General features: G+C 63.7%; 11 protein-coding genes. All 11 read left to right on the forward strand.

The annotated features are described in order from the left end of the window. The first annotated feature begins 7 nt into the window (after positions 1–7). The 11 genes from AWB83_RS29005 (at position 8) to AWB83_RS29055 (ending at position 12,005) form a co-directional block, all read left to right on the forward strand. On the forward strand, positions 8–1,018 hold the full coding sequence (locus AWB83_RS29005) for a Tim44 domain-containing protein (protein ID WP_087049073.1): 1,011 nt from the start codon (positions 8–10) through the stop codon (positions 1,016–1,018). A gap of 150 nt (positions 1,019–1,168) precedes the next feature. After that, positions 1,169–1,870 carry a ubiquinone biosynthesis accessory factor UbiJ gene (locus AWB83_RS29010; protein WP_087049074.1) on the forward strand — a complete coding sequence of 234 codons (702 nt, stop codon included), beginning with the start codon at positions 1,169–1,171 and terminating at the stop codon, positions 1,868–1,870. Positions 1,871–1,892: 22 nt separating this feature from the next. Then, positions 1,893–3,467 carry a ubiquinone biosynthesis regulatory protein kinase UbiB gene (gene ubiB, locus AWB83_RS29015; protein WP_087049075.1) on the forward strand — a complete coding sequence of 525 codons (1,575 nt, stop codon included), beginning with the start codon at positions 1,893–1,895 and terminating at the stop codon, positions 3,465–3,467. A 39-nt stretch (positions 3,468–3,506) separates the two neighbouring features. After that, entirely contained in the window at positions 3,507–4,124 is a 618-nt protein-coding gene (locus tag AWB83_RS29020) for a methyltransferase domain-containing protein (RefSeq protein ID WP_087049076.1), read from the forward strand. A gap of 150 nt (positions 4,125–4,274) precedes the next feature. Next, entirely contained in the window at positions 4,275–4,646 is a 372-nt protein-coding gene (locus AWB83_RS29025; protein WP_087049077.1) for an FmdB family zinc ribbon protein, read from the forward strand. A 135-nt stretch (positions 4,647–4,781) separates the two neighbouring features. After that, the gene (locus tag AWB83_RS29030) at positions 4,782–5,444 is read left to right on the forward strand and encodes a DUF502 domain-containing protein (RefSeq protein WP_087049078.1); all 663 of its coding nucleotides are present in this window, start codon (positions 4,782–4,784) and stop codon (positions 5,442–5,444) included. Between the two features lie 92 nt (positions 5,445–5,536). Beyond that, complete coding sequence (aspS, locus tag AWB83_RS29035; protein ID WP_087049079.1) at positions 5,537–7,339, forward strand: aspartate--tRNA ligase; 1,803 nt, start codon at positions 5,537–5,539, stop codon at positions 7,337–7,339. 110 nt (positions 7,340–7,449) lie between these two features. After that, positions 7,450–7,926 carry a dihydroneopterin triphosphate diphosphatase gene (gene nudB / locus AWB83_RS29040; RefSeq protein WP_087049080.1) on the forward strand — a complete coding sequence of 159 codons (477 nt, stop codon included), beginning with the start codon at positions 7,450–7,452 and terminating at the stop codon, positions 7,924–7,926. Then, complete coding sequence (locus AWB83_RS29045) at positions 7,923–9,203, forward strand: phospholipase D-like domain-containing protein (protein WP_087049081.1); 1,281 nt, start codon at positions 7,923–7,925, stop codon at positions 9,201–9,203. Before nudB ends, AWB83_RS29045 begins: the two co-directional genes overlap by 4 nt. A 269-nt stretch (positions 9,204–9,472) precedes the next feature. Then, positions 9,473–10,144, forward strand: a complete 672-nt coding sequence (locus tag AWB83_RS29050; protein ID WP_087049082.1) for a TetR/AcrR family transcriptional regulator — start codon at positions 9,473–9,475, stop codon at positions 10,142–10,144. 73 nt (positions 10,145–10,217) lie between these two features. Further along, positions 10,218–12,005, forward strand: a complete 1,788-nt coding sequence (locus tag AWB83_RS29055) for an acyl-CoA dehydrogenase C-terminal domain-containing protein (RefSeq protein WP_087049116.1) — start codon at positions 10,218–10,220, stop codon at positions 12,003–12,005. Positions 12,006–12,147: the final 142 nt, after the last annotated feature.

The following is a 12,147-nucleotide window of genomic DNA, read 5'->3' on the forward strand; positions in this document are numbered from 1 at the left end:
TTCGAAAATGTCCGATTCGCGCATACCCCAACCCCGGGGTTCCCTGAACCGCGTTTTCAGGAAGGCCGGAATCTTGGCGCTGGCTGGCGTTATTGCGGCTGGCGCGATCTTCGCGGAAACGGCGGAAGCCCGGCGCATGGGCGGCGGCCGCAGCATGGGCCGCCAGTCGGCCACGGCGACGCAGCAGAATCAGGCGACGCCGCCGTCGCAGTCATTCCAGCAAGGCCAGGCCGCTCAGGCGCAGCGCGCGCAACCCGCGCCCGCCACGCCGGCCGCGCCCGCGGCGCAACCCGCGCGCAACCGCTGGCTCGGGCCGATCGCCGGTCTCGCTGCCGGTCTGGGCATCGCGGCGCTGCTCTCGCACTTCGGGCTGGGCGAGGCGTTCGCCGGCGCGATGGCCAACATGATCATGATCGCGTTGATCGTGCTGGCGGCCGTCATGCTGTTCCGCTTCATCATGCGCAGGCGTCAGGGCGGCAACACGCCCGCGTACGCCGGCGCGGGCTCGGCCTCGGGTTCGCCGTACGGCGCGACCGCGCGCACGAGCCTGAATCAGGATCCGCCGCAAGTGCCGCAGCAGCCGAGCGGCTTCGGCGCGAACTATATCGAGTCGCCTGTGCCGCAACAGGAGGTGAATCCGAACGTGCCGGCGGGCTTCGACACCGAGGCGTTCGTGCGCAACGCGAAGGTCTACTTCGTGCGTCTGCAGGACGCGTGGGACCGCGGCAACGTCAACGACATCCGCGAATTCACGACGCCCGAGATGTTCGCCGAAGTGAAGCTCGACGTCGACGCACGCGGCAGCGTGCCGAATCGCACGGACGTGGTGCAACTCAACGCCGATCTGCTCGGCGTCGAGGACCGCCCGACCGAATATCTGGCGAGCGTGCGCTTCCACGGCCTGATCCGCGAGTCGGAAGGCGCGGCGGCGGAGCCGTTCGTCGAGATCTGGAACCTGTCGAAGCAGAAGGTCGGCAACGAAGGCTGGCTGCTGGCGGGGATCCAACAAGTCAGTTGAGCGTGGCCGTGCGCCGGGCGCAAGTCCCGGCGTCGAGGGCTCGGCCAAATGGCCGGGAGCAGGCAACCGTCAGTGTGTTGACCGGTTGCGGCGGTAGAATATGAACCCGCGCGAGAAGCGTCTCGCGCGGGTTTTTTCATCTCACAGCCGATGACGAACGCAGACGAATTCGCCCGTCCCCCAGCAAATCCCGCCTTCAAGACCGCGTCCGGTGCGTTCGCGGCCGCCGTCAATCATCTGCTCGTGCGCGAGCCGTGGGCTCGCGAGCGCGTGAAGCCTTATGCGGGCAAGCGCGTGAAACTGTCGTGTACGCCGGTTTCGATCGCGCTCGTGGTGCAACCCGACGGCCTTTTTGCGGCGACGACCGAGGCGGAGGCCGGCCAGTTCGATGTGACCATCGCCGTTCCGCTCGACGCGCTGCCTGCGTTTCTGCAAGGCGGTCAGGCCGCGGTGATAAAGCACGTCAGGATAGAAGGCGACGCCGAATTCGCCACGACGCTCGCCAAGCTCGCGGAACACCTGCGCTGGGACCCGGAGGAGGATCTGGCGCGCGTGATCGGCGACGCGCCCGCGCATCGGCTGGGTATCCTCGCGCGCGCGGTGCGCGAACAGGCGCAGCGCACCGGGCGGAATCTGCTGGACACCCTCACCGAATACTTTCTCGACGAACAGCCGCAACTCGTGCGCAAGAGCGCGCTCGAGGCATTCAACGGGGAGCTCTCGAAGGCGCGCGATGCGCTCGCGCGCGTCGAAAAGCGTATCGAAAGAATCGAACAAACCGAACAACGACAGCTGGCTCGCGGTGCCTCAGCGCGAACCGGCGGCGAGTCCGTGCGCGGCTCGCACGAATAACGAGCTGAAGCGAATCCGAACCATGCGTTTTCTGCGTTTTCTCAAGATTTTTTTCACAATCGTCCGCTTCGGGCTCGATGAAGTCGTGATGAGCGGCATCGACGATCGTCGCGTGCGTTTTCTCATGCGCATCACGACCTTCGGCCGCAGGTTCAATGTCGAGCGCGGCATCCGCCTGCGGCTCGCGCTGGAAAGCCTTGGCCCGATTTTCGTGAAGTTCGGCCAGGTCCTCTCGACGCGGCGCGATCTTCTGCCCGTCGATATCGCCGATGAACTCGCGAAGCTTCAGGACCGGGTTCCGCCGTTCGATTCCGCGGTGGCGGTCTCGATCATCGAGAAATCGCTCGGCGCGCCGATCGACGAACTGTTCGACGATTTCGAGCGCGTGCCGGTGGCGAGCGCCTCGATCGCGCAGGTGCATTTCGCCCGGATCAAGACCGGCGAGCACGCGGGCAAGGCCGTCGCGGTGAAGGTGCTGCGCCCGGGCATGCTGCCGGTGATCGATTCGGACCTGGCGCTGTTGCGCGACATCGCGACGTGGGCCGAACGCCTGTGGGCCGACGGCCGACGCCTGAAGCCGCGCGAAGTCGTCGCCGAGTTCGACAAATATCTGCACGACGAGCTCGATCTGATGCGCGAGGCCGCCAACGGCAGCCAGCTGCGCCGCAACTTTCAGGGGCTCGATCTGCTTCTCGTGCCCGAGATGTACTGGGACATGTCCGCGCCCACGGTGCTCGTCATGGAGCGCATGGTCGGCGTGCCGATCAGTCAGGTCGATACGCTGCGCGCGGCCGGCGTCGACATTCCGAAGCTCGCGCGCGAAGGCGTCGAGATTTTCTTCACGCAGGTGTTCCGCGACGGCTTTTTCCACGCCGACATGCACCCCGGCAACATTCAGGTGAGCCTCGATCCGGCGACCTTCGGGCGCTATATCGCGCTGGATTTCGGTATCGTCGGAGCGCTCTCGGACTTCGACAAGAATTACCTCGCGCAGAACTTCCTCGCGTTCTTCAAGCGCGATTATCACCGCGTCGCGACGCTGCACCTCGAATCGGGCTGGGTGCCGCCGAGCACGCGCGTCGAGGAGCTGGAAAGCTCGATCCGCGCCGTGTGCGAACCGTACTTCGATCGCGCGCTGAAGGACATCTCGCTCGGACAAGTGCTGATGCGTCTTTTCTCGACGTCGCGCCGCTTCAACGTCGAGATTCAGCCGCAACTCGTGCTGTTGCAGAAGACGATGCTCAACGTCGAAGGGCTCGGTCGCTCGCTCGACCCGGAGCTCGATCTCTGGAAAACCGCCAAGCCTTATCTCGAACGCTGGATGAACGAGCAGATCGGCTGGCGCGGCTGGTACGAACGGCTCCAGATGGAAGCGCCGCAGTGGAGCAAGACCATTCCGCAGTTGCCGCGTCTGATCCATCATTTGCTCGCCGAGCAGCACGATGCCCCGAAGAGCGGCAACGAGGAAACGATGCGGCAACTGCTCGCCGAGCAGAAGCGCACCAATCGCCTGCTGATGACGCTGCTGGCCGTCGGCATGATCGCGGTGGCCGGCGCGGGCGTCGTGATCGCGCAGTTTTGGCTCGGCCATCCGTGATTCCCCGGCATCGATGAAACCCGCACCAGAGGCAACATCATGAGCGATCCGACAAATTCCGACATTCCGTCTTTCGAGAACCGCGATCCGAATTCTCCCGGCTTCTGGGACGAGCGTTTCAGCCAGCATTTCACGCCGTGGGACCAGGCGGGCGTCCCGGAGACGTTCAAGACCTTCGTCGCATCACGCGAGGCGCAGAACGTGCTGATTCCCGGCTGCGGCAGCGCGTACGAGGCGCTGTTTCTGGCCGAGCGCGGCTGGCCGGTGCGCGCGATCGATTTCGCGCCCGGCGCCGTCGAGGCGGCGCGCAAGCAACTGGGCGCGCATGCGGGTGTCGTCGAGGAGGCGGATTTCTTCGCTTACGAGCCACCTGTTTCGCCCGACTGGATCTACGAGCGGGCGTTCTTGTGCGCGCTTCCGAAAGACCGCTGGCAGGACTACGCCGAGCGAATGGCCGCGCTGCTCAAGTCCGGCGCCTTGCTCGCGGGCTTCTTTTTCATCGGCGCGACGCCGAAAGGACCGCCGTTCGGCATCGAGCGCCGCGAACTGGACGCGCTCCTGACGCCACACTTCGAACTGATCGAAGACCGCGAGGTGAGCGGCTCGATTCCCGTGTTCGCCGGCCGGGAGCGCTGGCTGACCTGGCGGCGCATCTGAGCGGAACGGCTTGAAATTCGCTGTCGTCGCCCTGAAATAAGTCGGCGGTTGGACTTGTGCCCGCGGACCCGAAAATCGCGGGTCAAAATTGGTTTGCGGCTATAATTCAAGGCTTTGCAAGCGTCGACAGATAATTGTAGGAAGGGTGCCATGCCGATTTACGCGTACCGCTGCGCAAACTGCGGCCACGAAAAAGATGTGCTTCAGAAACTGAGCGATGCGCCGCTCACGCAATGTCCCGCCTGCGGAACGGACGCTTTCTCGAAGCAAGTGACCGCCGCCGGTTTCCAGTTGAAGGGATCGGGCTGGTATGTCACCGATTTCCGTGGCGGTAATAGTGGCAAGAGCGGTGGCGACGGCGGCTCGAACGACAGCGCGGGCGCGTCGAAGGCGTCTGCGCCGAAATCGGAAGAAACTTCCGCCAGCTCGAGTTCCGCCGACAGCGCGACCCCGGCGAGCACGTCATCATCGGATGCCGGCAAGCCAGCGGCGGGCGCCTCCGCATCGTCGGGCGCCGCCTGAAGCGAAACCCGGCCGGCCCGTCCGGCCGAATGCCATGCAGATGATCCCGCCGACCGCGCTCGCCCGAGCGCGGCTCGCCTGCCAAGCCGAATCTCCAGTGCAATCGAGAGCCGGCGCAGCCTTCGCCCCGTGTAAATGACGACGAAAAAGACTACGCTGAAATCCGTGTTCCTCACCGGCCTGCTGGTGCTGGTTCCGCTCGCGATCACCCTGTGGGTGCTGGGCCTCGTCATCGGCACCATGGACCAGACGCTGCGTCTCCTGCCGCAGTCGTGGCAGCCCGAGCGCATTGTCGGCTTCCATCTGCCGGGCGTCGGCGCGGTGCTGACCCTTGCCTTCATTTTCATCGTCGGCCTGCTGACGCAGAACTTTGTCGGCCAGAAACTCGTCGGATGGTGGGACGCGATCCTGCGTCACATTCCGGTGGTCGGTCCGCTCTATACGAGCGTGAAGCAGGTGTCGGACACGCTGCTCTCGTCCAGCGGCAACGCGTTCCGCAAGGCGCTCCTGATCGAATATCCGCGCAAGGGCTCGTACACCATCGGTTTTCTGACGGGCATTCCGGGTGGCGACGTACTGAACCATCTGGATGCGGACCACGTGAGCGTCTACGTGCCGACGACGCCGAACCCGACCTCCGGCTTCTTCCTGATGATGCCGAAAAGCGAAGTCGTCGAACTGGACATGACCGTCGACGCCGCACTGAAGTACATCGTCTCGATGGGCGTGGTGGCCCCTTCGCCGAGCGCGCCGGCGCCGGTTGCGCCAGCCCGCCGCCCCACCGAGCCGCCGATGTAATGCCGGCGCGCGCGAGCCGAGAGTCAGCCGACGAAAGAGCATGACCCGGGCGCGCGAGCCGTTGATCAACGAACAACGAAAGACACAACATCATGTCGATGCGATCTGAATACTGCGGTCTGGTGACCGAGGCCCAACTGGGCCAAACCGTCTCGCTGTGCGGCTGGGTGCATCGCCGCCGCGATCACGGTGGCGTTATCTTCATCGACTTGCGCGATCGCGAAGGGCTCGTTCAGGTCGTCTGCGACCCGGACCGCGCCGAGATGTTCAAGGTGGCCGAAGGCGTGCGCAACGAGTTCTGCGTGCAGGTCAAGGGCGTCGTGCGCAACCGTCCCGAAGGCACGGTCAACGCCAATCTGACGAGCGGCAAGATCGAAGTGCTGTGCCACGAGCTGAAGGTGCTGAACGCATCGGTCACGCCGCCGTTCCAGCTCGACGACGACAACCTCTCCGAAACCACGCGCCTCACGCACCGCGTGCTCGACCTGCGCCGCCCGCAGATGCAGCAGAACCTGCGCCTGCGCTATCGCGTGGCGATGGAAGTGCGCAAGTATCTCGACGCGCAAGGCTTCATCGACATCGAAACGCCGATGCTCACCAAGAGCACGCCGGAAGGCGCGCGCGACTACCTCGTGCCGTCGCGCGTGAACGCGGGCCAGTTCTTCGCGCTGCCGCAGTCGCCGCAATTATTCAAGCAATTGCTGATGGTCGCGAACTTCGACCGTTACTACCAGATCACCAAGTGCTTCCGCGACGAAGACCTGCGCGCCGACCGTCAGCCGGAATTCACGCAGATCGACTGCGAAACCTCGTTCCTCAACGAGCAGGAGATCCGCGACCTGTTCGAAGCGATGATCCGCCACGTCTTCAAGGAGACGATGGATGTCGCGCTGCCCGAGAAATTCCCGGTCATGCTGTACTCGGAAGCGATGCGCCGCTTCGGCTCGGACAAACCCGACCTGCGCGTGAAGCTCGAGTTCGCCGACCTCACCGACGCGGTGCGGGACGTCGACTTCAAGGTGTTCAGCATGCCGGCCAACTCGAAGGACGGCCGCGTCGCTGCCTTGCGCGTGCCGAAGGGCGGCGAGCTCTCGCGCGGCGACATCGACGGCTATACCGAGTTCGTGCGCATCTATGGCGCGAAGGGCCTCGCGTGGATCAAGGTCAACGACAAGACCCGTGGCCGCGACGGCCTGCAAAGCCCGATCGTCAAGAACCTGCATGATGCGGCGCTCGCGGCGATCATGGAGCGCACGGCGGCGGAAGACGGTGACATCGTCTTCTTCGCGGCGGATCGCGCGAAGGTCGTGAACGACAGCCTCGGCGCGCTGCGCCTGAAGATCGGCCATTCGGAGTTCGGCCGTGCGAACGGTCTGCTCGAAACCGGCTGGAAGCCGCTGTGGGTCGTCGACTTCCCGATGTTCGAGTATGACGAGGAAGAGAACCGCTACGTGGCCGCGCACCATCCGTTCACGAGCCCGAAGGACGAGCACCTGGAGTACCTCGAAACCGATCCGGGCCGTTGCCTCGCGAAGGCGTACGACATGGTGCTGAACGGCTGGGAAATCGGCGGCGGTTCGGTGCGTATCTTCCAGGAGGATGTGCAGAGCAAGGTGTTCCGCGCGCTGAAGATCGGCGCCGAGGAAGCGCGCCTGAAGTTCGGCTTCCTGCTCGACGCGCTGCAGTACGGCGCGCCGCCGCACGGCGGTATCGCGTTCGGTCTGGACCGCATCGTCACGATGATGGCCGGCGCCGACTCGATCCGCGACGTGATCGCGTTCCCGAAGACGCAACGCGCGCAGGATCTGCTCACGCAGGCGCCGAGCGAGGTGGACGAGCGTCAGTTGCGCGAGCTGCACATCCGTCTGCGTCAGCCGGAACAGAAAGCGCATTAAGCAGCTTTCGCTGTCGTTGTGATGAAAAAGGCGCCGAATGCGCCTTTTTCGTTTTTTGCGTTACAGTCTTTGCACAGAAGACAGATAAAGAAACGCACGTTCAAAACCTCATGTTCAAGCCGCCGAAGATTCCCGAATCCGTCCTGGTCGTCATTCATACGCCGGAACTGGACGTGCTCATCATCGAACGTGCGGATCACAAGGGCTTCTGGCAATCGGTGACCGGCTCGAAGGATCGCATCGACGAGCCGCTCACCGAAACCGCCGCGCGCGAGGTGCAGGAAGAAACCGGCATCGTGATCGGCAGTTCGCTCGTGCCGGAGCATGCGCTCCTCGACTGGCATCACAGCATCCAGTACGAGATCTATCCGCAGTGGCGGCATCGCTATGCGCAAGGCGTCTCGCGCAACACCGAGCATCAGTTCAGCCTGCTCGTGCCGCATTGCCTCGAAGTGACGCTCGCGCCGCGCGAGCACACCGCGCATCTGTGGCTGCCGTTTCGCGAGGCGGCCGACCGGTGCTTCTCGTGGTCGAACCGGGAAGCCATCCTGCAATTGCCCGAGCGCCTCGCGGCGCATAACCGATGATCGGTTTGCGTCCGCAGCGCAGTTTCAAGCGGCTGCGCCAGGCGCTGTTCTCCGGCCGCCGACCAGCGCGCCTTTGCTTCACCGCCGGCAATCATGTGCGCCTTCTCAAGGGCGGCGTGCAGTTCTTTCCGGCGCTCATCGAGCGGATCGACAACGCGCGCAAGTCGGTGTCGCTCGAAACCTACATCTTCGCCAACGACGACATCGGCCGCGCCGTCTCCGACGCGCTCGTGCGCGCGGCGGAGCGCGGCATCAAAGTGCGTGTGATCACCGATGGCATCGGCACCGAAAGCAATCTGCCGATGTTCAAGCTCTGGCAGGAGCGCGGCGTCGAGCACCGCATCTACAACCCGCATCTGCTGTTCGGGCCGCAAGGCTGGTCGCGCACGCATCGCAAGCTCGCGCTGATCGACGAGACCTATGCGTTCTGCGGCGGCATCAATATCGTCGACGACTACGACCAGAACGGCACGCAGCTCGAGCGGCCGCGCTGGGACTTCGCATTGGAGGCGCACGGGCCCGTCGTCAAGGACGTGCGCGAGGCGTTCGAGCTGCAATGGCAGCGCATCCGCCTCGGCGTGAAGCCGCGTCAGCTTGCTCAGCCGGGCTGCGAGCCGGAGACGCGGCAAAGCCGCTGGAGCGCGCGCCGCGCGATGCTCGCGCGCAGGCGGGCGCGCCTGGGCGAGATCCACGCGGTCGACCAGCCGTGCGTCGCGTTCGTCGCGCGCGACAACCTGCTCAATCGCCGCGCGATCGAGAAGGCGTATCTGCGGGCAATCGCCCACGCCGAGAGCGAAGTGCTGCTGGCGAATCCTTACTTCATGCCCGGGCGCAGGCTGCGGCGCGCGCTCGTGCAGGCGGCGAAGCGCGGCGTGCGCGTGTCGCTCGTCATCGGCCGCAAGGAGTTCGTCGCGCTGGATTACGCGACGCCGTTCCTTTACGGCAATCTGCTCAAGCACGGCGTGCGGATCTCGGAGTACGAGAAGACGATCCTCCACGGCAAGGTCGCCGTCGTGGACGAGGACTGGGCCACCATCGGCTCGTCCAACCTCGACGCACTGTCGCTCGTGCTCAACAACGAGGCCAACATGGTGCTCGTCAATCATCCCGAAATCGCCGGGCTGCACGACGCCATTCTTCAGGCATTCGACGAAGGCCGTCCCATCGACGAAAAACATTATGCGTCGCGGCCTGTTACGGAGCGGGCGCTTAGTTGGCTTGCCTATAACACGTATCGTCTGATGATGAAAATGATCACCATCGGACAGTACGATTAACCTGCTATTCCGTAGCGATTGCGCAAAAATACTGGCCGGCTGCCTTTCCACACAAACCTTCCCATCTTCTTGGAATCCGGGCAGCCACTTACAGGCAGTCTGTACATAAAACGAGACAATGACCGCGGGCAAGGTTGAGATTTATCTTATGGACATCCCATTCGTTTTAGAAACGCGTGTCTAAAAATTTGCTTGTTTCACCAGCGTTCGGCCACAATAATAGAACGGCCGTTCGATTTTACGGGTCACATAAGAACGGTAGGGACATCATGCGAAAAGGCGAACAGACGCGGGCCGCGATTCTCGACGCAGCGCTGGAACTGGCGAGCCGGGACGGGCTGGAAGGGCTGACGATCGGCCTGTTGGCCGAGCGGATGCAGATGAGCAAGAGCGGTGTGTTTGCGCATTTCGGGTCGCGCGAGGATTTGCAGGTGGAGGTGGTGCGCGAGTACCACCGGCGCTTCGAGGACGAAGTGTTCTTTCCTAGCCTGCGCGAAGCACGCGGCCTGCCGCGATTGCGCGCGATGATGAATCGCTGGATGGAGAAGCGCATCCAGGAAGTGACCACGGGTTGCATCTATATCAGCGGCGCGGTCGAGTACGACGACCGCGCGGCGAGCGCCGTGCGCGAGCAGCTCGTGCACAGCGTGAGCATGTGGCGCGATGCGCTGTTGCGCGCGATCCGCCAGTCGAAGGACGAAGGACATCTGAAGCCGGAGACGGATCCGCATCTGATGCTCTTCGAGCTGTACAGCTTTACGCTCGGCCTGCATCACGACGCTCGCTTCCTGCATCTGCCGGAGGCCGTGCAACTGACGCGGGACGCGCTGGAAAAAACGATCGTTTCGTATCAGACGTCGAATGCGAATGCCGGCCCGGGCGCGGAAGCCGGTGCAAGCGCAGCGGCGAATCTGACTTCGCAACATACCGACAGTCGTTAGCGGCGCCGTCCGAATCGAAGCAAAGGCGGTTTGGCGGCGTGCTACGAGAAGCTTGAAGAAACTGGAGAGACTCATGGGACAGTACGCCGCCCCCCTTCGCGACATGCAGTTCGTGCTGCACGAACTGCTGAACGTCGAAGCTGAACTGAAGAGCATGCCGAAGCATGCCGACCTCGACGCGGAGACCATCAATCAGGTGCTCGAGGAGGCCGGCAAATTCTGCTCGGAAGTCGTGTTTCCGCTCAACCGGAGCGGCGACCGCGAAGGCTGCATTTACGAGGGCGACGGCGTCGTGAAGACGCCCGCCGGCTTCAGGGAAGCGTACCGCCAGTACGTCGAGGCGGGCTGGCCGGCACTCGGCTGCGATCCCGAGTTCGGCGGCCAGGGCTTGCCCGCGTTCGTCAACAACGCGCTCTACGAGATGCTCAACTCCGCGAATCAGGCCTGGACGATGTACCCCGGCCTGTCGCACGGCGCGTACGAATGCCTGCATGCGCACGGCACGCCGGAGCAGCAGTCGACGTATCTGCCGAAGCTCGTTTCGGGCGAGTGGACCGGCACGATGTGCCTCACCGAACCGCATTGCGGAACGGACCTCGGCATTCTGCGCACGAAGGCCGAGCCGAATCCCGATGGCTCGTACGCGCTCACCGGCACGAAGATCTTCATTTCGAGCGGCGAGCACGACATGGCCGAGAACATCGTCCATCTCGTGCTCGCGCGTCTGCCGGGCGCGCCGATGGGCACCAAGGGCATTTCGCTCTTCATCGTGCCGAAGTTCGTGCCCGACGCGAGCGGCGCGCCCGGCGAGCGCAACGGCGTCAAGTGCGGCTCGATCGAGCACAAGATGGGCATCCACGGCAACGCGACCTGCGTGATGAATCTCGACGGTGCGAAGGGCTGGCTCGTCGGCGAGGCGAACAAGGGCTTGAACGCGATGTTCGTGATGATGAACGCGGCGCGCCTCGGTGTCGGCATGCAGGGTCTGGGCCTGACCGAGGTGGCGTATCAGAACTCGCTCGTGTATGCGAAGGAGCGCCTGCAGATGCGCTCGCTCACGGGCCCGAAGGCGCCGGACAAGCCTGCTGATCCGATCATCGTGCATCCGGACGTGCGCCGCATGCTGCTCACGCAGAAGGCGTATGCCGAAGCGGGCCGCGCGTTCACCTACTGGGCGGCGCTCAACATCGACAAGGAGCTTTCGCATGCGGACGAAGCCGTGCGCCGCGAAGCCGGCGATTTCGTGGCGTTGCTCACGCCGGTCATCAAGGCGTTCCTGACGGACAACGCTTTCGAAGGCACCAACATGGCGATGCAGATCTACGGCGGCCACGGCTTCATCTCCGAATGGGGCATGGAGCAATACGTCCGCGATGCGCGCATCAACATGATCTACGAGGGCACCAATTCCATTCAGGCGCTCGATCTGCTCGGCCGCAAGATCCTCGGCGACATGGGCGCGAAGCTCAACCGCTTCGGCAAGCTCGTGAAGGATTTCATTGAGGAAGAGGGCGTGAAGCCGGAGATGCAGGAGTTCATCAATCCGCTTGCGGATATCGGCGAGAAGGTGCAGAAGCTCACGATGGAGATCGGCATGAAGGCCATGCAGAATCCCGATGAAGTCGGCGCTGCGGCCGTGCCTTATTTGCGTACTGTCGGGCATCTGGTGTTCTCGTACTTCTGGGCGCGGATGGCGCGGGTGGCGTTGGATAACGCGGATTCTGGAGATGCCTTTTACAAGGCCAAGCTCGCTACCGCGCGGTTTTACTTCGCCAAGTTGCTGCCTGAGACCGCTTCGACGATTCGGGCGGCTCGGGCTGGTGCCAAGCCGATGATGGATTACGACGAAGCGCTTTTCTGATTGTTTTTTTGTCGGGGGCGTTTGGGTTTTTTGCCGGATCCCGTTTTGGTGTCGGTCTGTTAGCGTTGCCGCCCCGCACAGGGGCAACGCCAACAGACCGACACGAAAACGGGATCCAACAGAAGCGCCCGCGAAAGAACCA

The sequence above is a fragment of the Caballeronia ptereochthonis genome (assembly GCF_001545075.1).
GTDB lineage: Bacteria > Pseudomonadota > Gammaproteobacteria > Burkholderiales > Burkholderiaceae > Caballeronia > Caballeronia ptereochthonis.

Coding starts and splice junctions, on each gene's coding strand:
- AWB83_RS29045 (WP_087049081.1), top strand. CDS start 7,923: ATGATCGGTTTGCGTCCGCAGCGCAGTTTCAAGCGGCTGCGCCAGGCG.
- AWB83_RS29025 (WP_087049077.1), top strand. CDS start 4,275: ATGCCGATTTACGCGTACCGCTGCGCAAACTGCGGCCACGAAAAAGAT.
- AWB83_RS29010 (WP_087049074.1), top strand. CDS start 1,169: ATGACGAACGCAGACGAATTCGCCCGTCCCCCAGCAAATCCCGCCTTC.
- AWB83_RS29050 (WP_087049082.1), top strand. CDS start 9,473: ATGCGAAAAGGCGAACAGACGCGGGCCGCGATTCTCGACGCAGCGCTG.
- AWB83_RS29030 (WP_087049078.1), top strand. CDS start 4,782: ATGACGACGAAAAAGACTACGCTGAAATCCGTGTTCCTCACCGGCCTG.
- aspS (WP_087049079.1), top strand. CDS start 5,537: ATGTCGATGCGATCTGAATACTGCGGTCTGGTGACCGAGGCCCAACTG.
- AWB83_RS29020 (WP_087049076.1), top strand. CDS start 3,507: ATGAGCGATCCGACAAATTCCGACATTCCGTCTTTCGAGAACCGCGAT.
- AWB83_RS29005 (WP_087049073.1), top strand. CDS start 8: ATGTCCGATTCGCGCATACCCCAACCCCGGGGTTCCCTGAACCGCGTT.
- ubiB (WP_087049075.1), top strand. CDS start 1,893: ATGCGTTTTCTGCGTTTTCTCAAGATTTTTTTCACAATCGTCCGCTTC.
- AWB83_RS29055 (WP_087049116.1), top strand. CDS start 10,218: ATGGGACAGTACGCCGCCCCCCTTCGCGACATGCAGTTCGTGCTGCAC.
- nudB (WP_087049080.1), top strand. CDS start 7,450: ATGTTCAAGCCGCCGAAGATTCCCGAATCCGTCCTGGTCGTCATTCAT.